This window comes from Paraburkholderia sp. PREW-6R (genome assembly GCF_039621805.1).
In the GTDB taxonomy this organism is placed as follows: domain Bacteria; phylum Pseudomonadota; class Gammaproteobacteria; order Burkholderiales; family Burkholderiaceae; genus Paraburkholderia.
The window spans coordinates 2,011,001-2,036,445 of sequence record NZ_CP155073.1 but is presented as its reverse complement, the minus strand read 5'-3'; the positions used below and the strand labels follow the sequence as shown (position 1 = coordinate 2,036,445).

The 25,445-nt window shown below is 62.6% G+C and carries 21 protein-coding genes; 19 read left to right on the top strand and 2 right to left on the bottom strand.

Annotation, left to right across the window (positions count from 1 at the left end):
- The first annotated feature begins 64 nt into the window (after positions 1–64).
- Both bamC and AAGS40_RS08785 read left to right on the top strand, forming a co-directional pair.
- Positions 65–1,204: an outer membrane protein assembly factor BamC gene (bamC, locus tag AAGS40_RS08790; RefSeq protein ID WP_345810901.1), complete on the top strand. Its 1,140-nt coding sequence runs from the start codon at positions 65–67 to the stop codon at positions 1,202–1,204.
- Positions 1,205–1,211: 7 nt separating this feature from the next.
- On the top strand, positions 1,212–1,985 hold the full coding sequence (locus AAGS40_RS08785; RefSeq protein ID WP_345810900.1) for an MBL fold metallo-hydrolase: 774 nt from the start codon (positions 1,212–1,214) through the stop codon (positions 1,983–1,985).
- A 134-nt stretch (positions 1,986–2,119) separates the two neighbouring features.
- Here the strand turns inward: AAGS40_RS08785 and AAGS40_RS08780 are convergent, their stop codons facing one another.
- A complete protein-coding gene (locus AAGS40_RS08780; protein WP_345810899.1) occupies positions 2,120–2,818 on the bottom strand; it encodes a Bax inhibitor-1/YccA family protein in 699 nt (232 codons plus the stop codon).
- A 273-nt stretch (positions 2,819–3,091) separates the two neighbouring features.
- Between AAGS40_RS08780 and ndk the strand changes: the two genes are divergently transcribed.
- From ndk to AAGS40_RS08695, 17 genes are all read left to right on the top strand, one after another.
- Positions 3,092–3,517 (top strand): nucleoside-diphosphate kinase, encoded by a 426-nt coding sequence (gene ndk, locus AAGS40_RS08775; RefSeq protein ID WP_345810898.1) that lies wholly within the window; start codon positions 3,092–3,094, stop codon positions 3,515–3,517.
- A gap of 171 nt (positions 3,518–3,688) precedes the next feature.
- A complete protein-coding gene (gene rlmN / locus AAGS40_RS08770; protein WP_345810897.1) occupies positions 3,689–4,840 on the top strand; it encodes a 23S rRNA (adenine(2503)-C(2))-methyltransferase RlmN in 1,152 nt (383 codons plus the stop codon).
- Between the two features lie 191 nt (positions 4,841–5,031).
- Entirely contained in the window at positions 5,032–6,138 is a 1,107-nt protein-coding gene (locus AAGS40_RS08765) for a RodZ domain-containing protein (RefSeq protein ID WP_345810896.1), read from the top strand.
- A gap of 84 nt (positions 6,139–6,222) precedes the next feature.
- Positions 6,223–7,539, top strand: a complete 1,317-nt coding sequence (ispG, locus tag AAGS40_RS08760; protein ID WP_345810895.1) for a flavodoxin-dependent (E)-4-hydroxy-3-methylbut-2-enyl-diphosphate synthase — start codon at positions 6,223–6,225, stop codon at positions 7,537–7,539.
- A gap of 21 nt (positions 7,540–7,560) precedes the next feature.
- Complete coding sequence (hisS, locus tag AAGS40_RS08755; protein ID WP_345810894.1) at positions 7,561–8,901, top strand: histidine--tRNA ligase; 1,341 nt, start codon at positions 7,561–7,563, stop codon at positions 8,899–8,901.
- Positions 8,902–8,978: 77 nt separating this feature from the next.
- Complete coding sequence (locus AAGS40_RS08750; protein WP_345810893.1) at positions 8,979–9,608, top strand: tetratricopeptide repeat protein; 630 nt, start codon at positions 8,979–8,981, stop codon at positions 9,606–9,608.
- 75 nt (positions 9,609–9,683) lie between these two features.
- Complete coding sequence (gene bamB, locus AAGS40_RS08745; protein ID WP_345810892.1) at positions 9,684–10,829, top strand: outer membrane protein assembly factor BamB; 1,146 nt, start codon at positions 9,684–9,686, stop codon at positions 10,827–10,829.
- Positions 10,830–11,339: 510 nt separating this feature from the next.
- Positions 11,340–12,677 (top strand): ribosome biogenesis GTPase Der, encoded by a 1,338-nt coding sequence (der, locus tag AAGS40_RS08740; RefSeq protein WP_345810891.1) that lies wholly within the window; start codon positions 11,340–11,342, stop codon positions 12,675–12,677.
- Between the two features lie 153 nt (positions 12,678–12,830).
- A complete protein-coding gene (gene hfq / locus AAGS40_RS08735) occupies positions 12,831–13,067 on the top strand; it encodes an RNA chaperone Hfq (RefSeq protein ID WP_006051315.1) in 237 nt (78 codons plus the stop codon).
- Positions 13,068–13,098: 31 nt separating this feature from the next.
- Positions 13,099–14,313, top strand: a complete 1,215-nt coding sequence (gene hflX, locus AAGS40_RS08730) for a GTPase HflX (RefSeq protein WP_345810887.1) — start codon at positions 13,099–13,101, stop codon at positions 14,311–14,313.
- Between the two features lie 49 nt (positions 14,314–14,362).
- On the top strand, positions 14,363–15,871 hold the full coding sequence (gene hflK / locus AAGS40_RS08725) for an FtsH protease activity modulator HflK (RefSeq protein ID WP_345810886.1): 1,509 nt from the start codon (positions 14,363–14,365) through the stop codon (positions 15,869–15,871).
- Between the two features lie 12 nt (positions 15,872–15,883).
- A complete protein-coding gene (locus tag AAGS40_RS08720) occupies positions 15,884–16,789 on the top strand; it encodes a protease modulator HflC (RefSeq protein WP_345810885.1) in 906 nt (301 codons plus the stop codon).
- A gap of 44 nt (positions 16,790–16,833) precedes the next feature.
- Positions 16,834–17,025: a DUF2065 domain-containing protein gene (locus tag AAGS40_RS08715; RefSeq protein ID WP_345814327.1), complete on the top strand. Its 192-nt coding sequence runs from the start codon at positions 16,834–16,836 to the stop codon at positions 17,023–17,025.
- A gap of 228 nt (positions 17,026–17,253) precedes the next feature.
- On the top strand, positions 17,254–18,405 hold the full coding sequence (locus AAGS40_RS08710) for an ATP phosphoribosyltransferase regulatory subunit (protein WP_345810884.1): 1,152 nt from the start codon (positions 17,254–17,256) through the stop codon (positions 18,403–18,405).
- 136 nt (positions 18,406–18,541) lie between these two features.
- Positions 18,542–19,888, top strand: a complete 1,347-nt coding sequence (locus AAGS40_RS08705) for an adenylosuccinate synthase (protein WP_345810883.1) — start codon at positions 18,542–18,544, stop codon at positions 19,886–19,888.
- Positions 19,889–19,891: 3 nt separating this feature from the next.
- Complete coding sequence (locus tag AAGS40_RS08700; protein ID WP_345810882.1) at positions 19,892–20,482, top strand: phosphoribosyltransferase; 591 nt, start codon at positions 19,892–19,894, stop codon at positions 20,480–20,482.
- Between the two features lie 305 nt (positions 20,483–20,787).
- Entirely contained in the window at positions 20,788–22,674 is a 1,887-nt protein-coding gene (locus tag AAGS40_RS08695; RefSeq protein WP_345810881.1) for a potassium transporter Kup, read from the top strand.
- 135 nt (positions 22,675–22,809) lie between these two features.
- On the opposite strand, the gene AAGS40_RS08690 is transcribed toward AAGS40_RS08695, so the two are convergent.
- Complete coding sequence (locus AAGS40_RS08690) at positions 22,810–25,164, bottom strand: Tex family protein (RefSeq protein ID WP_345810880.1); 2,355 nt, start codon at positions 25,162–25,164, stop codon at positions 22,810–22,812.
- Positions 25,165–25,445 lie beyond the last annotated feature (281 nt).

The following is a 25,445-nucleotide window of genomic DNA, read 5'->3' as shown; positions in this document are numbered from 1 at the left end:
CGATCCAGCCCACGTTCCCGGCACACAGAACCAGGCACCGCGTTCCAGTATCACGAAGGACCTCATGAAAAGTTCCGCACTTTCCCTCCACGCAACCCGCATGGCGGCGCTGGCGCTTGCTCTCACGACGCTCGCCGGCTGTGACACGCTGAACGACTGGTTTGCATCCGACCGCGTCAATTACAAGGTGGCCGCGAGTGCGCCGCCGCTCGCCGTGCCGAACGACCTGACCACCACGCCGACCGATCAACGTTACGTCGCGCCGCCGGCCAATATGGCGCTGGGTGGCGCGCCGCAGCGCGCGGTGACGGCCGCGGGCAACGCAACGGAAGGGCAGCCGACCGCGCAAGACCCGCTCGGCATGCATATCGAGCGTGACGGTGATCGCCGCTGGCTGGTGGTCGACGGCCGCACGCCGGACCAACTCTGGCCGCAGTTGCAGGAGTTCTGGCAGGAAAACGGCTTCGCGCTGAAAACGGACGCGCCGGCCACCGGCATCATGGTCACCGATTGGGCCGAAAACCGGGCGAACATTCCGGACGACTGGTTCCGCCGTACGGTCGGCAAGGTGATCGACTTCGCCTATTCGTCGGGCACGCGTGACAGCTTCCGCACGCTGGTCTCGCGCGCACCGGGCGACACCTCCGACATTTCCATCACGCACAGCGCAATGGAAGAAGTCATGACGGGGCAGGACAAGACTTCGTCGCGCTGGGAGGAGCGTCCGCGCGATCCGGCGCTGGAGGCGCTGTTCCTGACGAAGCTGATGCAGAAATTCGGGCTGACCGAAGCGCAGTCCAAGCAACTGCTGACCGATGCGCGTCCGGCCGTTGCGCCGGCCACGATCGACCAGACCGCGGGGGCGTCGACGCTCGATCTGCAGGAATCGTTCGACCGCGCGTGGCTGCGCGTGGGTCTCGCGCTCGACCGCACCAACTTCACGGTCGACAATCGCGACCGCGCGAAGGGGATCTATTACGTGCGTTACGCGGACTCCATGCAGGAGTTAAAGCGCGAAGGCCTGTTCGGCAAGCTGTTCTACAGCGGCAATTCGGCGAAAAAGCCGGGGCCGGAGTTTCTCGTCAACGTGCGTCCGAAGGGCGACACGGTGACGCAGGTCGCGGTGCTGGATGCGAACGGGCAGGTGGACACGTCGTCCGACGCGCAGCGCATCGTGACGCTGCTGCACGCACAGCTCAATTAAGCGGACTGTGAGATTCGCCAGTCTCGGCAGCGGCAGTGAGGGCAATGCGCTGCTGGTGGAAGCGCAAAGCGGTGCGTCCACCACGCGCGTGCTGCTCGACTGCGGCTTTTCAGCGAAGGAAGTCGAGCGGCGTCTCGTGCGGCTCGGCACGAGCGTCGAAGGGCTCGACGCGATTCTGATCACGCACGAGCACAGTGACCACATTGGCAGCGCGCTGACGCTTGCACGCAAGTGGGCCATCCCGCTGTATATGAGTTGGGGCACCGCCCGCGCGGTCGGCGCCGACGAAGCCGACGTCGACCTGCAGGTGCTATGGGGCGACGAGGCGGTCGCGATCGGCGATCTCAGCGTGCTTCCGTACACCGTGCCCCACGATGCCCGCGAGCCGCTCCAATACGTGCTTTCCAACGGGGCGAGCCGGCTCGGGGTGCTGACCGATGTCGGCACGTCCACGCCGCATATCAGCACGGTGCTAAGCGGCTGCGATGCACTGGTGCTCGAATGCAACCACGATCTGCGGATGCTGGCGGGCAGCCGCTACCCGCAGTCGCTGAAGGCGCGCATCAGCGGGAATCATGGGCACCTGAACAACGACGCGGCGGCGCAGATTCTGGCTTCGCTCGATCGCTCGCGCTTACGGCATCTGGTGGCGGCGCACCTCAGTCAGCAAAATAACACGCCGGAACTGGCGCAGGCCGCAATGGCCGGCGTGCTGGGCGCGTCGCCTACCGAAGTGGTGGTGGCGTCGCAGGACGATGGGTTCGCGTGGCTGAGTCTGTGAGCTAGATTTTGTCTGCGTGAGTCTGGCGCCCGCTGACTGATTGACGGCGTCGGTGCGAAAAAAAGCCCATAACGAGCAATCGCTATGGGCTTTTTTAACGGGCAACGGCAGTCGATGCCGTTGCCATGTCCCGCTTAGTTGCGGTTGCCGCCGAAGATCCCGAGCAGCGCCAACAGATTCACGAATACGTTGTACAGGTCCAGGTAGATCGCGAGCGTGGCAGTGATGTAGTCCGTCTCACCGCCGTTCACGACGCGCTGGACGTCGAACAGCATATAGGCCGAGAAGATCACGATCGCAAGCACCGACACCGTGAGCATGAGCGCCGGCAGGTGCAGGAACACATTTGCTACGGATGCCAGCAGCAGCACGATCACGCCCATGAAGAGCCACTTGCCGAGACCGGAGAAATCACGCTTGCTGACCGTGGCGATCGTTGCCATGGACGCGAAGATCACACCCGTGCCACCAAAGGCAAGCATGATCAGCGATGGGCCGTTCGAGAATCCGAGCACGAAGCTCAGAATACGGGACAGCATCAGGCCCATGAAGAACGTGAATCCGAGCAGCACGAAGACGCCCGCTGCACTGTCTTTGGTTTTCTGGATGGCAAACATGAAGCCGAAGGCGATCGCGAAGAACGCCAGCATGCTCATGGCCGGACTCGTTGCGGCAAACAGCGAGAAGCCGGTTGCCAGGCCCACATAAGCGCCGAGCACCGTCGGGATCATCGACAGCGCGAGCAGCCAGTAGGTGTTCCGTAGCACACGGTTGCGCGTTTCGACCGTGCTGACTGCGCCAGTGCGGCCAAAGCTATACGGATGATCGTTCATGGTCTCTCCTTACGTCAGAAGCGTGATACGTCGTGGTGGTGCCGCGTTGGCGAAAATATGCCGACGCTTGCGGTATGTCTAACCCTAAGATTGGTGCGAAAGCGCGGAGTTTCAATGCATGAAAAATGTCTTCAGCGTCTACGCTACCAGCATTCGTACAGTTACGCCTGAATTCTTTCAATGCTGTAAGGGTTCAATCGCAATCATACACGGGAACATGCTACAATAGCGGATTCATTTGAATCTGTAACCTCTTAATTTTTTGGAGTTTTTATGGCGATCGAACGCACCCTGTCGATTATCAAGCCGGACGCAGTGGCCAAGAACGTGATCGGCCAGATCTACAGCCGTTTCGAAAACGCTGGTCTGAAGATCGTGGCGTCGCGCATGGTTCATCTGTCGCGCGCTGACGCGGAGAAGTTCTACGCTGTGCACGCTGCACGTCCGTTCTTCAAGGATCTGGTCGAGTTCATGATCTCCGGCCCGGTGGTTGTTCAGGCGCTGGAAGGCGAGAACGCCATCCTGAAGCATCGCGACCTGATGGGCGCAACGGACCCGAAGAAAGCGGAGAAGGGCACGATTCGCGCTGATTTCGCAGACAGCATCGACGCGAACGCAGTGCACGGTTCGGACGCGCCTGAAACGGCAGCGGCTGAAATCGCTTTCTTCTTCCCGCAAGTCAACGTTTACTCGCGTTAATCGCCGGGTTAGTGCCTGTACTGTGCGCGGTGTCGTGCGACTGTTTGTTTAAAGCACGACGCGCGCCGCAAAAGTAGTAAGGTAAAAGCAGCAGGAATGGGCGCGAACGGCATTGCGTTCATGCAGCTTGTTGCATGAACGCAGTCTCGCACTGAAATGGCAGGATTCGATATGACGAGCAGTCCCTGCGTCAACCTTCTCGACCTCGACGCCCAAGGGCTTGTCGCCTATTGCGACAGCCTGGGCGAGAAACCGTTTCGCGCCAAGCAATTGCAGCGCTGGATTCATCAGTACAACGCTGCCGACTTCGACGGCATGACCGATCTGGCGAAGTCCTTGCGCGAAAAGCTGAAAGGGCGCGCCACGATCGCGATGCCCGGCATTGTCAGCGACCATATTTCCACCGACGGCACACGCAAGTGGCTGATCGACGTCGGCAACAGCAACGCGGTCGAAACCGTCTTTATTCCCGAGGAGACGCGGGGCACGCTGTGCGTGTCGTCGCAAGCCGGGTGTGCGGTGAACTGCCGTTTCTGTTCCACCGGCAAACAGGGTTTCTCCCGCAATCTCACCACCGGCGAGATCATTGGCCAGTTGCGTATGGCCGAGTTCGCGTTGCGCGCGTCACGCGGGACAGACGGCGGCCGTGCCACGGGGGGTGACGGCAAGGGTGAGCGGGCGGTCACGAACGTCGTGATGATGGGCATGGGCGAGCCGCTGCTCAACTACGACGCGGTCGTGCCTGCCATGCGACTGATGCTCGACGACAACGCCTACGGCCTGTCGCGTCGTCGCGTAACGTTGTCTACTTCCGGCGTCGTGCCGATGATGGACCGGCTCGGCGCGGATCTTCCAGTAGCGCTTGCGGTGTCGCTGCATGCGCCAAGCGATCCGCTGCGTGACATGCTCGTGCCGCTGAACAGGAAGTATCCGCTGCGCGAACTGATGGCTGCCTGCCAGCGCTATCTGAAAGTCGCGCCGCGCGATTTCATTACCTTTGAATATTGCATGCTCGACGGAGTGAACGACAGCGAAGCGCAAGCGCGCGAGTTGCTGGCGGTCACGCGCGACGTGCCGTGCAAATTCAATCTGATTCCGTTCAATCCGTTTCCGGAATCAGGTCTCATTCGCTCCAAACCGGAGCAGATCAAGCGGTTTGCGCAAGTGCTGATGGACGCGGGCGTCGTCACCACGGTGCGCAAAACACGCGGCGATGATATCGACGCTGCCTGTGGTCAGTTAGCCGGCGCGGTGAAAGACCGCACGCGGCTCGCTGAGCGCACCGGGAGGGCGGCAAAGGTTATCGAGGTTCGCGCCGTGTAGTCGTCGAGGCGGCGAGGCAGCGTGAGTGCAGGCGGCCTTGTCGGCGAGGACTGAAAAGAAAGTTTGCAGAAGCGATCGGAAGCAGTACACGAAGCCGCGCATTTTGTTATAAACGGTCTGCGATTCGGGCGTGAGGCTTCGGCCCGTTCGGATAACGCAAGTGAAAAAGAATCGACGCGAAAGGATTTGGGATGAGTGAGCCGCAGCACCCGCAGCCGCAGGACACAGACACGAACGAAGGCCGCCCGGTACCTGTCGCGCGGGCGGTGGTGCAGCCTGTCGTACAGCCGGCTCTGGATTCGTTGGCGGCGGTGGGCGCGCGCTTGACCCAATTGCGTGAATCGAAAAACTGGTCAATCGAAGACGTGTCGGCGCGGCTGAAAGTCTCCGCGGCCAAGCTGCGTGCGCTTGAATCGGGCGACATCAGTCATTTGCCGGACACCACCTTCGCACTCGGCGTGGTGCGCAGCTACGCGAAAATGCTCGGCGCCGACCCGGCGCCCTTCACTCAGGCCTTGCGTCGGGAAAAGGGCGTGCCGGCACCGGATCTGACCATGCCGGCATCGTCGGGCAGGGATCTGCCGCGAGGCAAGGTGTCGCTGTCGCTGGGCGGCGGTCAGCAGAAGAGCCGGTCCTGGTTGTGGGGCGTGGCGGCGGTGATCGTGGTGATCATCGCGCTCGGTATGTGGCACACCAACGGCGGTGATTCGTCGGCGTGGCTCGCGCGTCTGAAGGCGAGCGCGAACGGCTCGACGAACGTGGCGACCGGCACATCGGGCGCGGTGTCGCAAAGCCAGATGGCAGGTTCGGATACCGCGGCAACCACCGCGGACAGCACGGCGTCCGCGCCGCAGACGCAGGCGGCAGGCGCAAACACGGCATCGGGCGTCCCCATGCCCGCGCCGTTGGCCACCGGTACCAGCCCGTCGCCGGCGCCGGTTGTGACGGCAATGAATGCCGCGCCGAAAGCGGGCTCGCAGCCGGCGGCCACTGTCACGAGTGCGTCGGCCGCCAATCAGAGTACCGCGGCAACGTCGGCTCCGCCCGCGGGCGAAGCGATCGTCGCCCTGCGCGTGACGCAGGACAGCTGGTTCAGCGTGCGTGGCAAGGACGGCAAGGAGATCTACTCCGGCCTCGTGCACGCTGGCGATACGAAAGAAGTGACGGGTGAGGCGCCGTTCAAGGTGACGGTCGGCAACAAGGCCGGCCTCCAGGCGTTGACGCTGGACGGCCAACCGGTCGATCCATCCCGGTATGCGGCAGCGAAGGGCAATGTAGCTCGCTTGACGCTGCCTTGACAGATACGGCATGCGCCGCGGCCAATCAGACCGCGGCGCTTCTTCAATTCAGGCGCCACGTTTTTCGTGGCGTGTGCGGCGTAAATGGGTTTTTCGATGCAATCTGAAGCTCAATCCCAATCAGGTAGCAAAATCGTTTCCAACGAACCGGTGTTCGGCGGCCACGCGCCGCGGCGCAAGTCTCATGCGGTCGATGTGCGCTGGGGCGGCCAACTCGTGACCATCGGCGGCGATGCACCGGTACGCGTGCAGTCGATGACCAACACGGACACCGCGGACGCGATCGGCACTGCGATCCAGATCAAGGAGCTGGCCCAGGCCGGCTCGGAACTCGTGCGTATTACGGTGAACACGCCGGAGGCAGCGGCGGCCGTGCCGGCCGTGCGCGAGCAGCTCGATCGCATGGGCGTGTCGGTGCCGCTCGTCGGCGACTTTCATTACAACGGCCATCTGCTGCTGCGCGACTATCCCGCGTGCGCGGAAGCGCTGTCGAAGTACCGGATCAATCCGGGCAATGTCGGCCACGGCGCGAAGCGCGACACGCAGTTTGCGCAAATGATCGAAGCAGCAGTCAAGTACGACAAGCCGGTGCGGATCGGCGTGAACTGGGGCAGTCTCGACCAGGACCTGCTCGCGAAAATGATGGACGAAAACGCGGCTCGTTCCACGCCGTGGGAAGCGCAAAGCGTGATGTATGAGGCGCTGATCCAGTCGGCGATCGGCTCCGCGGAGCGCGCGGTTGAACTGGGCCTGTCGCGCAACCAGATCATCCTGTCGTGCAAGGTGAGCGGCGTGCAGGACCTTATCGCGGTGTACCGCGAGCTCGCGCGCCGTTGCGACTTTGCGCTGCATCTGGGCCTGACCGAAGCGGGCATGGGATCGAAGGGCATCGTCGCGTCCACGGCGGCGCTGTCCGTGCTGCTGCAACAGGGCATCGGCGATACGATCCGTATCTCGCTCACACCGGAACCCGGCGCGTCGCGCACCGGCGAAGTGATCGTCGGCCAGGAAATTCTGCAAACCATGGGTTTGCGCTCGTTCACACCGATGGTGATCGCGTGCCCCGGTTGCGGCCGTACCACCAGCACGCTGTTCCAGGAACTGGCGTCGCAGATTCAGACTTACCTGCGCACGCAGATGCCGGTGTGGCGCGATCAGTATCCAGGCGTCGAAAAAATGCACGTTGCGGTCATGGGCTGCATCGTCAATGGTCCGGGTGAATCGAAGCAGGCGAACATCGGCATCAGCTTGCCGGGTTCGGGCGAAAATCCCGCTGCGCCGGTGTTCATCGACGGCGAGAAGGTCAAGACGCTGCGCGGCGACAACATTGCGCAGGAGTTCCAGCAAATCGTGAGTGACTACGTCGAGCGCCGCTATGGTCGCGCCGAAGCGCTCAACTAAATATCGGTTCCAGAAAGACAGATGACTGAACAGAAGAAAAAGCTCGAAAAGCTCTCCGGCGTGAAGGGCATGAACGACATCCTTCCGCAGGAAGCCGGACTGTGGGAGTTTTTTGAAGCCACCGTCAAGTCGATGCTGCGTTCGTACGGATACCAGAATATCCGCACGCCGATCGTCGAGCATACGCAGCTGTTCAAACGCGGTATCGGCGAGGTGACGGATATCGTCGAAAAAGAAATGTATAGCTTCACCGACGCGCTGAACGGTGAGAACCTGACAATGCGCCCGGAAAACACCGCGGCCGTGGTGCGTGCCACGATCGAGCACAACATGCTGTACGACGGCCCGAAGCGGCTGTGGTACATCGGCCCGATGTTCCGTCACGAGCGGCCGCAACGCGGGCGCTATCGCCAGTTCCATCAGGTCGGCGTTGAAGCGCTTGGCTTCGCCGGCCCGGACGCGGACGCGGAAATCATCCTGATGTGCCAGCGGCTGTGGGACGATCTCGGGCTCATGGGCATCAAGCTTGAGATCAATTCGCTGGGTCTGTCAGAAGAGCGCGCTGCGCACCGCGTCGAACTGATCGCCTATCTCGAAAAGCACATGGACGTGCTCGACGAAGACGCGAAACGCCGTCTCTACACGAACCCGCTGCGCGTGCTCGACACGAAGAATCCGGCGTTGCAGGAAGTCGCGCAGAATGCGCCGAAGCTGATCGATTTTCTCGGCGAGGAATCGCGCGCGCATTTCGAAGGACTGCAGCGCATTCTGAAGGCGAACAACATTCCGTTCACGATCAATCCGCGCCTCGTTCGCGGTCTCGATTATTACAACCTGACCGTGTTCGAATGGGTGACCGACAAGCTCGGCGCGCAGGGCACCGTTGCAGCGGGCGGCCGTTACGACCCGCTGATCGAGCAGCTCGGCGGCAAGCCCACCGGCGCGTGCGGATGGGCGATGGGCATCGAGCGCATTCTCGAGTTGCTGAAGGAAGACAGTCTCGTGCCCGAGGACGAAGGTTGCGACGTGTACGTAGTCCATCAGGGCGACGCGGCGCGCGAGCAGGCCTTTATCATCGCCGAGCGTCTGCGCGATACCGGGCTGAACGTGATCCTGCATTGCAGCGCCGACGGCCAGGGGGCGAGCTTCAAGTCGCAGATGAAACGTGCTGACGCAAGCGGCGCGGCATTCGCCGTCGTGCTTGGTGAGGACGAGATCGCCAACGGCACGGTCGGCGTGAAACCGTTGCGAGATACGGCCGCCAACGGCGGTAAAAGTGAGCAACATAACGTGCCTGCTGAAGACTTGACCGAATTTCTAATCAATGCGATGGTTGCAACCGCCGAAGACGGCGACGACTGATCGCAATGTCGTCGAGCCGGTTGTTCACAGTTTGGCTCGACACGCACCTGTAGCAAGAAAGAGGACATCGCCGGGCAATGAGTTACCACGACGAACAAGAATCGATTGAAAGTCTGAAAGCATGGTGGACGCAGTGGGGCAATGCAACCACATGGATCGTGCTGGTGGCCCTCGTGGCCGCAGCTGGCTGGAACGGTTGGAATTTCTGGCAGCGTCGTCAGGCGGCGGAAGCCGCTGTACTGTATGACCAGGTGCAGCAAGCGGTGGCCTCGAATGACAAGGCGAAAATCACGCGCGTTGCCGCCGACATGGAAGACCGCTTCAGCCGCACGGCCTATGCGCAAATGACCTCGCTAGGCGCGGCCAAGGCGCTGTACGCAGCGGGCGACGAAGCCGGCGCGAAGGCCCAGTTGCAATGGACCATCGATCACGCGAAAGACGACGAGTTCAAGCAGATCGCGAAGCTGCGTCTGGCTTCGCTGCTGCTCGACGACAAAGCCTATGACCAGGGTCTCGCGTTGCTCGCGGAGCCGCAATCCGACGCGTTCAAGGGACTCGTCGCCAATGGCCGCGGCGACCTGCTGGCCGCCCAGGGCAAGCGCGACGATGCACGCGCAGCCTACAAGGTCGCGCTCGACTCGCTGTCGAAAAACGATAGCTCGGCGCGCCAGCTGATCCAGTTCAAGCTGGACGCACTGGGCGGCTGATCGTCGCGCGCAGCGCGACGCTTGCGTTGACCTACCGTCTCCTTTAAATCCATTTCCTGAATGCTTCGTCCACCGATGAATTTGCTGAAACGTTACGCTGTGCCCGTTATCTGTGCGATGACCGTCCTCACTCTGGCGGCTTGCTCATCCGCGAAAGACGAGCGCCGCGTGCCGACGCCGCTCACCGACTTCAAACCCGTGCTCGACGTGCAGCAGGTCTGGAAGGCGAGTGTCGGCAAGGCGGGCCGCTATCTGTTTTCGCCTGTCGCGGTTGGCAACGCAGTGTATGCAGCGGGCGCAAACGGTTCGGTCGCCAAGATCGACGCGCAAACCGGCCAGGATCTCTGGCGCGTGAAGTTGCACGACGATCTGTCCGCGGGCGTCGGCAGCGACGGCACGCTGACTGCGGTCGGCGGGCTGAAAGGCGACGTGTACGTGCTCGGCGCGGACGGCAAGCAACTGTGGACCGCAAAGGCGCCGGGCGAAATCATTTCGCCGCCGCTGGTCGGCAACGGTCTGGTGGTGGTTCGCACGGTCGACGGCCAGATTACGGCGTTCAACGCGCAAACCGGCGAGCAGAAGTGGAATTTCCGCAATCGTGCTGTGCCGCTCAATCTGCGTGTGTCGTCGGGCATGACGTTCGCCGGCGATGCAGCCGTGCTGGCCGGTTTCCCGGGCGGTGCGTTCGCGGCGATCAACCTGCAAACGGGCGACAACTACTGGCAAACGCCGGTGTCGTATCCGAAGGGCGTAACGGAAGTGGAGCGCATCAACGATGTGACGGGTCCGCCTACGCTGGTTGGTTCGGAAACCTGCGCAGTGACGTTCCAGGGCCAGATTGGCTGTTTCGACGCGAACTCGGGTCGCGCGCTGTGGGAAAAGGCGTTCTCCAGCACGAGCGGCCTCGCGCAGGATGAGCGCGCGGTGGTGGCGGCCGACGACTGGTCCGTCGTTCAGGCGTTCGACGTGTCGAGCGGCGCACCGCTGTGGAAAAACGACGCGTTGAAGAATCGCGACCTGAGCGTGCCGTTCATTCTCGGTCACGCGGCCGTGCTGGGCGACTATCAGGGCTTCGTGCATTTCCTTTCGCGCGACGACGGCACGCTCGTCGCACGCATGAAGACGGACGGCAGCGCGATCACGGCCGCTCCGGTGCTGGCGGGCGAGACGCTGGTCGTGCAAACCCATGACGGCGATCTGTACGGTTTCCGTCCGCGCTGATCGTGTGGTCGGGCTGTGCGCGCAGCGCCGCGCCAGGCGTGCGGGCTGATTGCGTCAGCCCGCACGCTGATTTGCCAATTTTCTGCAAAGGCCGGTCAGGCAAAACATTTTGCCGGACCGGTTGGTCTTTCAAGTCCAAAAGCGATTCAAAAGGCGAATCGAACAAGCAAGTCTGAAAGATCGGCCCGCGCGGCCACGGCGGCTGCCTGCGGCGCCGCCTGGTCGTGCAACCTTGGTCGTGCAACCTGTTGGCGGATCGCAGGACACCGTAGTCCAACTGGCATGCGAACTGCCCGTCGGGCAGTGGTCAGGGAAAGACTGAACCTGGCAGCCCGCTGGCGCTGCCCATACAGCCAGACACTTCGTCCGCCCCGGTGCGCATATTGACAGTGCGTTTAGGGCTGGGCGGATTCGTGATAATTTTCGTCAAACGCTGCCGTGTCGCGGCCGCATGGCGTCGCTACGCGGGCGGTCGATCCTGACGCCGCGTCTCACCGTGAACAACATCTGATGAAACCCGTAATTGCCCTCGTCGGGCGCCCCAATGTGGGGAAATCCACGCTATTCAACCGCCTCACGCGTTCGCGTGACGCACTGGTTGCCGACCTGCCCGGTCTGACGCGCGATCGCCATTACGGCGAAGGGCGCACTGGCGAGAGGCCATATCTGGTCGTTGACACCGGCGGTTTCGAGCCGGTCGCGAAAGACGGCATTCTGCACGAGATGGCGCGCCAGACGCGCCAGGCGGTCGAGGAGTCGGATATCGTCGTGTTCATCGTCGACGGTCGCAATGGTCTCGCGCCGCAGGACAAGAGCATTGCCGACTATCTGCGCAAGACTGGCCGGCCCATTTTCCTCGTCGTGAACAAGGCCGAGGGGATGAAATACAGCGCGGTCGCCGCCGACTTCTACGAACTCGGTCTGGGCGACCCGCGCGCCATTTCGGCGGCGCACGGCGACGGCGTGACCGACATGATCAACGAAGCGCTCGAAGTCGCGTACGCCGGTCAGCCGGAAGAAAGCGACCAGGAAAAAGAAGCGCGCGGCGTGAAAATCGCGATCGTCGGTCGGCCGAACGTAGGCAAGTCGACGCTGATCAACGCGCTCGTCGGCGAGGAGCGCGTGATCGCGTTCGACATGCCGGGCACCACGCGCGATTCGATTTACGTCGACTTCGAACGCGGCGGCAAACCCTACACGCTGATCGACACCGCCGGTCTGCGTCGTCGAGGCAAAGTGTTCGAAGCGATCGAAAAGTTTTCGGTCGTGAAGACGTTGCAGTCGATTTCCGACGCCAACGTCGTGATCCTGCTGCTCGATGCCCGTCAGGACATTTCGGAACAGGACGCGCATATCGCCGGTTTCGTCGTGGAGCAGGGACGCGCGCTGGTGGTGGGTGTGAACAAGTGGGACGGCCTCGACTCACACGTGCGCGAGCGCACCAAGGCCGACATCGAGCGCAAACTGAAATTCCTGGACTTCGCCAAATTCCATTTCATTTCCGCCGCGGAGAAAAGCGGAATCGGCCCGCTGATGCGCTCGGTCGACGACGCGTACAAAGCGGCCATGGTCAAGCTGCCGACGCCGAAACTCACGCGCGCGCTGATCGAAGCGGTGGAATTCCAGCAGCCTCGCCGCCGCGGGCCGGTTCGTCCGAAGTTGCGCTACGCGCACCAGGGCGGCCAGAATCCGCCGATCATCGTGATTCACGGCAACGCCCTCGACGCGATTACGGACACGTACAAGCGCTACCTCGAAAACCGCTTCCGGGAAACTTTCAAGCTAACGGGGACTCCATTGCGGATAGAGTTCAGATCGTCCACGAACCCTTACGCGGATAAAGGCTGAATTCCGGCTGAAAGCCGCGTGTGTACTGGGTTTGGGCGAGGTCCCCAGCCCAGCGCGCAAAAATGAAAATCAGCTATAGTGTAGCGGTTGACGCTGGATCTCTTTTTCTTCCTCGTCAATTCAGTCAACCTGCAAAAAAATACGGAGTTTGCTATGAGCAACAAAGGGCAATTGTTACAAGACCCGTTTTTGAACGCACTGCGTAAAGAGCACGTGCCGGTGTCGATCTACCTGGTCAACGGCATCAAGCTTCAAGGGAACATCGAATCGTTCGACCAGTACGTCGTGTTGCTCCGGAATACGGTCACCCAGATGGTCTACAAGCACGCAATCTCCACGGTCGTGCCAGCCCGCCCGGTGAATTTCCACCCGGATTCCGAACAGTCCTAACCCCCCGTCGCGGCCGGCGTAGCGTCGCCCGTTGGCGATAACTCCCGGCCGCCTTATTTTGATACCCTCCAATTTGATCAATGCAGCGCTTGTCGGCATCGACTTCGGTAAGATCGATTTCGAAGCCAGTCTCGAAGAACTCAGCCTGCTCGCGCAAAGCGCGGGCGCGAATCCCGTAGTCACGCTCACCGGGCGCCGGTCCAGTCCCGACGCGAAAATGTTCGTGGGCAGCGGCAAGGCCGAAGAACTGCGTCTTGCGTGCGAAGCGAACGACATCGAACTCGTCATTTTCAATCACGCTCTGGCACCTGCGCAGCAGCGCAATCTGGAGCAGGCGCTTAATCGGCGGGTGATCGATCGCACCAGCCTCATCCTCGACATCTTTGCGCAACGCGCCCGCAGCCATGAAGGCAAGCTGCAGGTGGAACTTGCGCAACTGCAGTATCTGTCGACCCGGCTGATCCGCGCGTGGACTCACCTCGAACGTCAGAAAGGCGGTATCGGTCTGCGCGGCCCAGGCGAAACGCAGCTCGAAACCGACCGCCGTCTGATCGGCGAACGCATCAAGGCGCTCAAGACACGGCTCGAAAAATTGCGCCGCCAGCACGGCACACAGCGCCGCCAGCGCTCGCGCAATCAGACCATGTCGGTGTCGCTGGTCGGCTATACGAACGCGGGCAAGTCCACGCTGTTCAACGCGCTCACCAAGGCGCAAGCCTATGCGGCGGACCAGCTGTTCGCTACGCTCGATACGACCTCGCGGCGCGTCTATCTCGGCGATGAAGCGGGCCAGGTGGTTGTGTCCGACACGGTCGGTTTCATTCGCGAGTTGCCTCACCAACTGGTGGCGGCGTTTCGCGCAACGCTCGAAGAAACGATTCACGCCGACCTGCTTCTGCACGTGGTGGATGCGTCGAGCGCGGTGCGCCTCGACCAGATCGATCAGGTGAACGAGGTATTGCACGCGATCGGCGCGGATACGATCCGCCAGGTGCTGGTGTTCAACAAGATCGACGCGGTGCCGGAGCTTGCGGCCCGAGGGGACGCGGTCGAGCGGGACGAGTATGGTAATATTTCGCGCGTCTTTTTGAGCGCGCGTACCGGGCAAGGGCTGGATACATTACGCGCTGCCATCGCTGAAATCGCTAGTGCCGAAGCTCTTCCCGATATGCAGATCGATCTGTCGGAAGAAGACCGGTCGGCAGCACCACGCGACGACCGCAAGGTCACAGAACTCGGGCACTGACCCGCTCCAATTGCACTGACCCGCTGTCTACTCTGGTGAACGAACACAGGTGAACGATTACAACGAGCGGAGTATCTGGCCGCGCTTGCGCGCGATGCTGTCACTGAACGATCCGCGCTGGGGCCGTGGGGACGGCAATGGCGATCGCCCCCGTCCGAATGAGCCGAAGCGTCCGCAGAGCAATGACGGCGACGGTCCTCCCGATCTTGACGAGATGTGGCGTGATTTCAACCGCCGCTTGAGCCGCATGTTCGGCCGCAAGGGCAGCGGGGCAGGCGGCGGCCGTCCGGATAACGGGCGGGGCGCACGCATCGGTGTGGGAATCGTGATCGGCGTACTGATCGCGATCTATCTGGGCAGCGGCGTATTCGTCGTGCAGGAGGGCCAGGCCGGCGTCGTGATGCAGTTCGGCAAGTATCGTTATACCGCAGATCAGGGCGCCCACTGGCGCTTGCCCTATCCGTTCGAAACGCATGAGATCGTCAATATCGGCCAGATCCGCCAGGTGGAGATCGGTCGCAACAACGTCGTGCGTCTCGCGAACGTGAAAGACGCCTCCATGCTCACGCATGACGCCGACATCGTCGACGTGCGCTTTGCCGTGCAGTATCAGATCCGCAAGCCGACCGATTACCTGTTTCGCAGCGTCGACCCCGATCAGGGCGTGATGCAGGCGGCGCAGGCGGCGGTGCGAAACATCGTGGGCGCGCGCAGTACGAACGACATCCTCTATCAGGATCGCGAAGCGATCCGCCAGCAGTTGATGGCGGAAATCCAGCAATCTCTGGACGAATACCAGTCGGGTCTCGCCGTCGTCGGAGTGACGATGCAAGGCGTGCAGGCGCCCGACCAGGTGCAGGCTGCTTTCGACGACGCCGCGAAAGTCCATCAGGAAAACGAGCGTGCAAAGCGCGACGCCGAGGCATACGCCGCCAACCTGTTGCCGCGCGCGCAGGCCGACGTGGCGGCTCAGATCGAGGAAGCCAAAATTTATAGCGACAAGACCGTCGCGCAGGCGCAAGGCGACGCCGAGCGTTTCAAGCAGGTCTACGCGCAATACGCGAAGGCGCCTGCCGTGATTCGTGAGCGCATGTATCTCGACACCATGCAGCAGATCTATTCGAACGCGACCAAGGTGTTCGTGGACAGCAGAAGCGGCAACAACGTGGTGTATCTGCCGCTCGACAAACTGGTCGACCAGACACGTCAGCGTGCGGCCGATGTGGGTGCTGGCGCAGGTCCCGGCGCGACGGCGCCCGGCGCGGCGGCGCCCGGCGTATCGACGCCCGGCGCATCGACGCCCGGCGTATCGACGCCCGGCGCAGCGGCGTCCACTGCGGCTGCTGCGCAGGCCGGCGGCAACGCGGGCACGCCGTCCGCCGCCACCGCATCCTCTGTCGGCCAGATGAACGCCCAAAGCATGGCGCCTGCCAATGCAACGCCGGCATCCGCGCCCGCTGCGGCTGCCACGCCGGCCAGCCAGGCCGCGGCCGGCAGCGACGCACTCCGTTCACGCGACTCCTTCCGCAGCCGCATGCGCGAAGACGACGTTCAATAAGGCGCGCCCATCATGAACAAAATCATTGCGCTCGTCGTCGCTATCGTCATCGTGCTGTTTGCCGCGTCGTCGATGGTGTTCGTCGTCGATCAACGGCATATGGCCGTGCTGTCGTCGCGTGGCGACGCCGAAGCTGCGCTGCTCGGCCCCGGCCTGCACGTGAAACTTCCGCCACCGTTGCAGACGGTCACGCTGGTCGACAGCCGCATCCGCTCGCTCGACGCGCCGGACGAAGACCGCTACGTGACGTCGGACAAAATCGATCTGCTCGCAAACCCGGTCATCAAATACCGCGTGACCGATCCGCTGAAACTGCTCGCGCAAACGAAAGGCGACGTGCAAAGCCTGCCGGACAGGCTCGCGCTCCTCTCGCGCAGCGCGCTCGGCGACACGTTCGCGAAATACACGCTCACCGATGCGCTTGCCCGCCAGCAGGCGCTCGCCGACGAAGCGCGCGGCACGATGGATAAGGCCGCGGCCTCACTGGGCGTGTCGGTGGTGGATATGCAACTCACGCGCGTGGACTTTCCGGCCGCGATGGCGGACACCGTGTACAAGCGCATGATCGCCGCGCGCCAGCAGATCGCCGCCGACGAGCGCGCCAAAGGCACGGCGGAAGCGGACAGGATCAAGGCGGACGCAGTCGCTCAGCAGCAGGCGATTCTTGCCGACGGTTATCGTCAGGCGCAAACCATTCGCGGCGACGGCGACGCGAAGGCAGCCGAAATCGCGGCCGACGCGTATGGCAGCGACCCACAGTTCTACGAGTTCTATGAAAGCATGCAGGCGTACAGGAAGACCTTCAAACCGGGCGACGTGATCGTGGTCGACCCGAGCAACGACTTCTTCCGCTTCATGCGTAGCCCGACCGGCGCCGTCGCCGCCCCGGACGTTCCCGCGGCCTCGCGCAAACATTGATAACCGGAACGCCGCGGCATCCGCATCGCGGCACGTTGATTCGCATGGATATAGCCGGCTCGTTACTGCTCGCGATCGCTTTGATGCTCATTATCGAAGGCATGTTTCCCTTCGTTTTTCCGGCTGCCTGGCGCGACACCTTCCGTAAAATAGCGGAACGCCCGCCGCATCAGATTCGCGTGGGCGGACTGATCGTGATGGTGCTCGGATTGATCCTGCTGTTCATCGTGACCTGAGGCGCTTCGTCGACGCACGCGCGGCGGACGCGAGTGGGCACGTCGCGTCGTTCGCCAATGCGGCAGGTCTCCTGTGTTTGACCTTGCGCGCGGCAACATGAAGGCGAAAACGCCCGTTCGGCCGCGTGCGTGCTAGCGCAGCGGCCGCCAAAACCGAGCCGCCGCCCGCCACTCACATTTACATCCGGCGCGCTTAGACGCCGTCTTCAACGTCGTAGGACTGTACCGATGTCGACCTGGTTACTCCCCGAGAATATTGCCGACGTGCTGCCGTCGGAAGCGCGCAAGATCGAAGAGCTGCGCCGCCATCTGCTGGATCGCTTCCGTTCGTACGGCTACGAGATGGTGATGCCGCCGCTGCTCGAATACATCGAGTCGCTGCTCACGGGCGGCGGCCAGGATCTGAATTTGCGCACCTTCAAGCTCGTGGACCAGCTGTCGGGCCGCACACTCGGTCTGCGCGCGGATATCACACCGCAGGTCGCACGCATCGACGCGCATCTGCTGAACCGTCAGGGCGTGACACGCCTTTGCTATGCGGGCAATGTGGCGCATACGCGCCCGCGTGGCCTGCACGCTACGCGTGAACAGATCCAGATCGGCGCGGAAATTTACGGTCACGCCGGTCTCGAAGCCGATCTGGAAATCCAGCAACTGCTGCTCGATGCGTTGCGTCTCGCCGGCCTCGGCCGCGTGCGCCTCGATTTGTGCCATGCAGGCGTGCTCGCGGCGCTGATCGAAGCGGAACCGGCAGCGGCCGCGCTCGGCCAGTCGCTTTACGACGCGCTGGCGGGCAAGGACGTGCCGCGGCTCGTCGAACTCACTGCAACACTGTCGCCCGTCACGCGCGACGCGCTGCGCGCGCTGCCCACGCTGTACGGCGACGCGTCCGTGCTGGAAGAGGCGCGGGCGCGTTTGCCGAATGCGCCGGCCATCGCCCGCGCGCTCGACGACCTCGCGTTTCTCGCGAGCCAGGTGGAAGGCGCCGAGGTGATGATCGATCTCGCCGACCTGCGTGGCTATGCGTACCACAGCGGCGTGATGTTCTCCGCTTACGTGGACGGCGTGCCGAATGCGGTTGCGCGCGGCGGCCGCTATGACCACGTGGGCCAGGCTTACGGGCGCGCGCGCGCGGCAACCGGCTTCTCGCTCGATCTGCGTGAAGTGGCGCGCATCTCGCCGGTCGAGGCGCGCAGCAGCGCGATTCTCGCGCCATGGCAGCACGACGAAGCATTGCGTATAAGCGTCGCCGCGTTGCGCGACGCGGGCGAAGTGGTGATCCAGGCGCTGCCGGGTCACGAGCACGATCTGGATGAATTCGCGTTCGACCGCGTGCTGGTCGATCGCAACGGAGCATGGGTCGTCGAACCGCGCCCCTAAGCGCATGTCGGACGATCCATCCGACCTTACTTTGCTATCTCCACCATAACGTGCATACCGTTGAGCGGAAACGGAAAAATTCGGAAGCTTCCGCGAACCTAGGTAGAATACGTTTTTAACCAGCTTACGAAACAACATGTCTGCCAGCGCAGTGAATGTGAACCCCGGGCGTAACGTCGTCGTCGTGGGGACCCAGTGGGGTGATGAAGGCAAGGGCAAGATCGTCGACTGGCTGACGGACCACGCTCAAGGCGTCGTTCGCTTCCAGGGCGGTCATAATGCCGGTCACACGCTCATCATCGGCGGCAAGAAAACCATCTTGCGCCTGATTCCGTCGGGCATCATGCATCCTGGCGTCGCGTGCTACATCGGCAATGGCGTCGTGTTGTCGCCGGAAGCGCTGTTCAAGGAAATTGGCGAGCTTGAAGCTGCTGGCGTCGACGTTCAGAAACGCCTGTTCATTTCCGAAGCCACCACGCTGATCCTGCCGTATCACATTGCAATCGACCAGGGCCGTGAAGCGCGCCGCGGCGCAGGCAAGATCGGCACCACCGGCCGCGGCATCGGCCCGGCCTACGAAGACAAGGTAGCCCGCCGCGGTCTGCGTGTGCAGGATCTGTTCGAGCCGGAAACTTTCGCCGAACGTCTGCGTGAAAACCTCGATTATCACAACTTCGTGCTGACGCAATATCTGGGCGTCGCCGCTGTCGATTTCCAGCAAACGCTCGACACCATGCTGAGCTATGCCGACCGCCTGAAGCCGATGGTGACCGACGTATCGCGCCGTCTGTACGACGCGAACGCCGCGGGCAGCAACCTGCTGTTCGAAGGCGCGCAAGGCACGCTGCTCGACATCGACCACGGCACCTATCCGTTCGTCACGTCGAGCAACTGCGTGGCCGGCGCCGCCACCGCGGGCGCGGGCGTCGGTCCGCAAAAGCTTAACTACATTCTCGGCATCACGAAGGCCTATTGCACGCGCGTGGGTTCGGGCCCGTTCCCGAGCGAACTGTACGACGCGGATAACGCCGCGCGTCAGGAAGCAATCGGCCTCGAACTGGCCACCGTCGGCAAGGAATTCGGCTCGGTCACCGGCCGTCCGCGCCGCACTGGCTGGCTCGACGTCGCCGCGCTGCGCCGCTCGATCCAGATCAACGGCGTGTCCGGACTGTGCATGACCAAGCTCGACGTGCTCGACGGTCTCGACGAAGTGAAGCTGTGCGTCGGCTACCAGGTCGACGGCAAGGCCGTGGATCTGCTGCCGCGCGGCGCGTCGGAAGTCGCGCGTTGCGAGCCGGTGTACGAAACCTTCGTGGGCTGGAAGGAAAGCACCGTCGGCATCAAGGAATGGGACAAGCTGCCGGCGAATGCGCGCGCTTATCTGTCGCGCGTGCAGGAAGTCGCGGGCATTCCGATCGACATGGTGTCGACCGGTCCGGACCGTGACGAAACCATTCTGCTTCGTCATCCGTTCAAGGTTTAAGCCATGGTGAAAGGTCTACCCATGATCGCGATGAAAGACCCGCGCAATGACGACAAGAATCTTTGGGTCGGCTGGGACGAGTATCACCGGCTGATCGAAATGCTCGCGTTGCAGGTGCATGAGTCCGGCTGGAAGTTCGACAAGATCCTGTGCCTCGCGCGCGGCGGCCTGCGTGTCGGCGATCAGCTCTCGCGTATTTACGACTTGCCGCTGGCGATTCTCGCCACGAGCTCGTATCGCGAAGCGGCCGGCACGGAGCAGGGCGAACTGGATATCGCGCAATACATCACCATGACGCGCGGCGAGTTGTCCGGCAATGTGCTGCTGGTCGACGACCTGGTGGATTCGGGCGTGACGCTGGCGCGCGTGCAGCAGCATCTGAAGGAACGTTATCCGGCCATTACGGCGGTGCGCTCGGCGGTGCTCTGGTACAAGGGCTGCTCGAAGGTGAAGCCTGACTATCACGTGCAGTATCTGCCGACCAACCCGTGGATCCACCAGCCGTTCGAGGAGTGGGACACGGTGCGCCCGCACAATCTGGGCGCGTGGATCAAGCGCGGCATGCAGCAGGCGCAGGAGTCGGCGGGGGACTGATGCTCATGTGGGCGCTGAACACATCGCGTCGCGTGCGTTGCAGACTCTGCAAAACGGAGCCCATCGGGCTCCGTTTTTTTTGCGCTCACGCGCCGCTTCACGTTCAACCCGCTGCGCGGAAGACGCTTCGCGAAGGGCGTCGGCGTGACGGCCGCATGACGCCGACGCGGCAGACGCGCCCATATCGCAGTGCTACACTGCCCGCAGCATCGACGTGGTGTATCCACAACAAGCCAGGCGGCGCCAGACGGGCAGTTTAGAATAGCGGTCGTTTTTCCGCTCAGGAAACGGATTTCGTCGCGTTTATGACAGATAACAATCACGTGCACAAGCAGCCTCTGCCTTCCCTCGCGATAGCCGCGATCGGCGTGGTGTTCGGCGATATCGGCACGAGCCCGTTGTACTCGCTGAAAGAAGCGTTCAGCCCATCGCATGGTATTCCGCTGACCGAGCAGTCCATTCTCGGTGTGATCTCGCTGCTGTTCTGGGCGATCGTGATCGTGGTGGGCATCAAATACGTGTTGTTCGTGATGCGCGCGGACAATAACGGCGAAGGCGGTGTGCTTGCGCTGATGGCGCTGGCGCTACGCTCGCTCGACGAGAAATCGAAAATGGCCGGCTTGCTGGTGATGCTCGGCATTTTCGGCGCGTGCATGTTCTATGGCGACGCCGTCATTACGCCCGCCATCTCCGTGATCTCCGCGGTCGAAGGGCTCGAGATCGCCGCGCCTCATCTGTCACATCTCGTTTTGCCGGTCACGATCGTGATTCTGGTGCTCCTGTTCTGGATCCAGCGGCACGGCACGGCCATGGTCGGCCGCCTGTTCGGTCCGATCATGGTGCTGTGGTTCGTCGTGCTGGCCGTGCTTGGCTTGTGGCACATCGTGCAGGCACCCACCGTGGTCCGCGCGCTGAATCCGTACTATGCGTACACGTTCATGGCCGCGCATGTACTACAGGCTTACGTAGTGCTGGGCTCGGTGGTGCTGGTGCTGACTGGCGCCGAGGCGCTCTATGCCGACATGGGCCACTTCGGCGCGAAGCCGATTCGTATGGCGTGGTACGTGCTCGTCATGCCATCGCTCGTGCTGAACTATTTCGGTCAGGGCGCGCTGCTCATGCACGATCCGAAAGCGATCGAAAACCCGTTCTTCCTTCTCGCGCCTGAGTGGGCGTTGCTGCCGCTCGTCGTGCTGTCGACGGTGGCGACCGTGATCGCGTCACAGGCCGTCATTTCGGGCGCGTATTCGCTGACCAGCCAGGCGATCCAGCTAGGCTATGTGCCGCGTATGAAGATCCTGCATACGTCGGAGCTCGCGATCGGTCAGATCTATGTGCCGGTCGTGAACTGGATGCTGCTCTTCATCATTCTGTGCATCGTCATCGCGTTCAAGAGTTCGGACAATCTTGCCGCCGCCTACGGCATTGCGGTGACGGCCACGATGGTCATCACCACGATCCTTGCGTGCGTCGTCATGGTGAACGTGTGGAACTGGAACAAGCTTCTGGTGGCGCTGATCATCGGCGTGTTCATGACGGTCGATCTGGGCTTCTTCGGCGCCAATCTGCTGAAGGTCGAGGAGGGCGGCTGGTTGCCGCTTGGCATCGGCGCGCTGCTGTTCTTCCTGCTGATGACGTGGTTCAAGGGCAGAATGATCGTCAAGGAACGCACGGCTGCGGACGGTATCCCGCTGATGCCGTTCCTGCAGGGCCTGCTCGCGCACCCGCCGCACCGCGTGTCGGGCACGGCGATCTATCTGACCGGCAGCGATTCGCTGGTCCCGGTGAGCCTGCTGCACAATCTGAAGCACAACAAGGTGCTGCACGAGCGCACCATCTTCCTGACGTTCGTCACGCGCGACATTCCGTATGTCAACGACGCGGACCGCGTCACGGTCAAGGATATGGAAGGTGGTTTGTATCTGGTGAAAGCCGCTTATGGTTTTAACGAAACGCCGGACGTGAAGGCGGTGTTGCTGGAAGTGGGCCGCACCCATGACATGACGTTCGAGTTGATGGACACGTCCTTCTTCCTTGCGCGCGAGACGGTGGTGCCGACACAGTTGCCAGGCATGTCGGTATGGCGCGAGCGCGTCTTCGCGTGGATGCATCAGAACGCCGCGAAGCCAACCGACTTTTTCAGTATTCCGGCCAACCGGGTGGTCGAGCTAGGCACCAAGATCGAGATCTAGATCCGGCGCTGCAGCAAAGGTGAAATGAAAAGCCCACGCAATCTTGCGTGGGCTTTCTGTTTAACGGCGCGTTGCGCGTGCGAACTTCACGGCGTGGAATCCGCGCATGATCGACTCACACGCTGACCGCGCTCCTTACTTCTGCTTCAGTTTGGCAAACGCGGCGGCCATCGCGCCACCCGCTTCCGGCTCGCGCGAGCGCTGCGGCGCGCCGCGGCCGGCGCCGCCACCCGAGCGGCCGCCAGCGCCGCCACGATCGTGCTGCGCGCCACCACTACTACGCGCCGATGCCGTCGCGCCGACCTCGTCGTCCATTCGCATCGTAAGCGCAATGCGCTGACGCTTCACGTCGACTTCCAGCACCTTCACCTTGACGATCTGCCCGGCCTTGACGACCTCGTGCGGGTCCTTGATGAACTTGTTCGACATCGCCGACACATGCACGAGACCATCCTGATGCACGCCGACGTCGATGAACGCACCAAACGCCGCGACGTTCGTCACGACGCCTTCGAGCACCATGCCTGGCGTCAGGTCGCTGACCTTCTCGACGCCTTCACGGAACGTCGCGGTCTTGAACTCGGGCCGCGGGTCACGCCCCGGTTTTTCGAGTTCGAGCAGGATGTCGCGCACCGTCGGCAGACCGAAACGATCGTCGACGAATTCAGCGGGTGACAACCCGCGCAACGCATCGCGATTGCCCAGCACTTCGCCGACATGCTTGCTGATTTTCGCCAGCATGCGTTCGACGACCGGATACGCTTCCGGGTGAACGGACGAGCGGTCCAGCGGATTCTCGCCGTTGTTGATGCGCAGGAAGCCGGCGGCCTGCTCGAAGGTTTTGTCGCCGAGCCGCGGCACCTTGCGCAGATGCTCTCGCGACGGAAACGGACCGTGCGCGTCGCGATAGTCGACGATATTGCGAGCCAAGGTGGCGTTCAGACCGGACACGCGCGCGAGCAGTGCGACCGACGCCGTGTTCGCGTCCACGCCGACCGCGTTCACGCAATCTTCGACCACCGCGTCGAGCGAGCGCGCGAGTTCGCGCTGGTTCACATCGTGCTGATACTGGCCGACGCCGATCGCTTTCGGCTCGATCTTCACGAGTTCGGCGAGCGGGTCCTGCAAGCGCCGTGCAATCGACACCGCGCCGCGCAGCGACACGTCCATGTCGGGGAATTCCTTTGCCGCCAGTTCGGACGCCGAATAGACCGACGCGCCCGCTTCGGACACGACGATCTTTTGCAGCTTGAATTCCGGATGACGCGCGATCAGCTCACTCGCGAGCTTGTCCGTTTCTCGCGACGCCGTGCCGTTGCCGATGCTGATCAGTTCCGCCTTCGTTTGCGTGCACAGCCGCGCGAGCTTTGCAATCGAGCCGTCCCAGTCGCGGCGCGGCTCGTGCGGGTAAATCACGTCGGTGGCGAGCACTTTGCCGGTCCGATCGACCACGGCGACCTTCACGCCGGTTCGCATGCCCGGATCGAGGCCGATGACGGCTTTCGGACCGGCGGGCGCGGCGAGCAGCAGATCCTTCAGGTTGCGTGCAAACACGCGAATCGCTTCATGCTCGGCTTCGTCGCGCAGATTGGTCAGCAGTTCGTTCTCGATGTGCGGTTGCACCTTCACGCGCCAGCACCAGCGGCACACGTCGGAGAGCCACTTGTCGGCGGGGCGGTTCTGGTTGGCGATGCCAAAGTGGCGCGCAATCAGCGCTTCGCCCGGATGCGGCACCTGCGCGTCGAGTTCTTCGCCGAGACCGAGCTTGATCATCAGCACGCCCGCGTTGCGACCGCGAAACAGCGCGAGCGCACGATGCGACGGCACGGTCCGGATGGTCTCGGCATAGTCGTAGTAATCGCGAAATTTTTCTTCTTCCGCGTTTTCCTTGCCTTCAACCACTTTCGACGACACCACGCCCTGATTGAACAGGTAATCGCGCAGCTTGCCGAGCAGATCGGCCGTCTCGCCGAACTGTTCGGAGAGGATGTCGCGCGCGCCGTCGAGCGCGGCCTTCACGTCGGCCACGCCCTTTTCGGCGTTCACGTAGGCGGCCGCTTCGGCTGGCGGGTCGAGCAAAGGGTTGGCGATGAGCGCGTCGGCAAGCGGCTGCAGACCGGCTTCGCGGGCAATCTGCGCGCGCGTGCGGCGTTTGGGCTTGTACGGCAGATACAGGTCTTCGAGCACCTGCTTGCTGTCGGCGCCTTCGATTGCATGACGCAGCTCGTCGGTGAGCTTGCCCTGTTCGTCGATACTCGTGATGATCGCGGCGCGCCGGTCTTCCAGCTCGCGCAGATAGAGCAGGCGCTCTTCGAGATTGCGCAGTTGGGTATCGTCGAGATTCCCGGTCACTTCCTTGCGGTAACGGGCGATGAACGGAACAGTTGCTCCTTCGTCGAGAAGTTGCACCGCGGCCGCGACCTGGCGCGGCTGGACGGACAGTTCGGTGGCAATGCGCTGTACGATCTTGAGTGCTACGTTTTCCGTCATAAGCTCTTGGTGTTCCTGCTGACTCGATGGCCGCGTGCTGAACGCGCCGTTGCGCACGCTCTGGCGTGTTGCCGGGCGCTTCAGGGTGCGGTAGCGCGCTGCAAGGCGCGTGGGCGCTTCGGGCCTGTGGCGCGCCGGGTGCGCATACTGCGGCGAGGTGGCTAGAGCGGGGCATTTTGCCATAAATGCCAAAGGGCTCAACCGCGGGATGATAGAATTTCGGGCATGTTCCGCTGACCCTCTACGACGTTGCCGATCTCCTTTTCCCTTCACCGCCTGGG

Bases quoted from the DNA above. Each gene is read 5' to 3' on its own strand.
- ndk (WP_345810898.1), top strand. From the start codon at position 3,092: ATGGCGATCGAACGCACCCTGTCGATTATCAAGCCGGACGCAGTGGCC.
- AAGS40_RS08695 (WP_345810881.1), top strand. From the start codon at position 20,788: ATGACAGATAACAATCACGTGCACAAGCAGCCTCTGCCTTCCCTCGCG.
- hisS (WP_345810894.1), top strand. From the start codon at position 7,561: ATGACTGAACAGAAGAAAAAGCTCGAAAAGCTCTCCGGCGTGAAGGGC.
- AAGS40_RS08700 (WP_345810882.1), top strand. From the start codon at position 19,892: ATGGTGAAAGGTCTACCCATGATCGCGATGAAAGACCCGCGCAATGAC.
- AAGS40_RS08715 (WP_345814327.1), top strand. From the start codon at position 16,834: ATGGATATAGCCGGCTCGTTACTGCTCGCGATCGCTTTGATGCTCATT.
- ispG (WP_345810895.1), top strand. From the start codon at position 6,223: ATGGGTTTTTCGATGCAATCTGAAGCTCAATCCCAATCAGGTAGCAAA.
- AAGS40_RS08720 (WP_345810885.1), top strand. From the start codon at position 15,884: ATGAACAAAATCATTGCGCTCGTCGTCGCTATCGTCATCGTGCTGTTT.
- bamC (WP_345810901.1), top strand. From the start codon at position 65: ATGAAAAGTTCCGCACTTTCCCTCCACGCAACCCGCATGGCGGCGCTG.
- AAGS40_RS08765 (WP_345810896.1), top strand. From the start codon at position 5,032: ATGAGTGAGCCGCAGCACCCGCAGCCGCAGGACACAGACACGAACGAA.
- AAGS40_RS08750 (WP_345810893.1), top strand. From the start codon at position 8,979: ATGAGTTACCACGACGAACAAGAATCGATTGAAAGTCTGAAAGCATGG.
- hfq (WP_006051315.1), top strand. From the start codon at position 12,831: ATGAGCAACAAAGGGCAATTGTTACAAGACCCGTTTTTGAACGCACTG.
- AAGS40_RS08690 (WP_345810880.1), bottom strand. From the start codon at position 25,164: ATGACGGAAAACGTAGCACTCAAGATCGTACAGCGCATTGCCACCGAA.
- der (WP_345810891.1), top strand. From the start codon at position 11,340: ATGAAACCCGTAATTGCCCTCGTCGGGCGCCCCAATGTGGGGAAATCC.
- AAGS40_RS08705 (WP_345810883.1), top strand. From the start codon at position 18,542: ATGTCTGCCAGCGCAGTGAATGTGAACCCCGGGCGTAACGTCGTCGTC.
- AAGS40_RS08710 (WP_345810884.1), top strand. From the start codon at position 17,254: ATGTCGACCTGGTTACTCCCCGAGAATATTGCCGACGTGCTGCCGTCG.
- rlmN (WP_345810897.1), top strand. From the start codon at position 3,689: ATGACGAGCAGTCCCTGCGTCAACCTTCTCGACCTCGACGCCCAAGGG.
- bamB (WP_345810892.1), top strand. From the start codon at position 9,684: ATGAATTTGCTGAAACGTTACGCTGTGCCCGTTATCTGTGCGATGACC.
- AAGS40_RS08780 (WP_345810899.1), bottom strand. From the start codon at position 2,818: ATGAACGATCATCCGTATAGCTTTGGCCGCACTGGCGCAGTCAGCACG.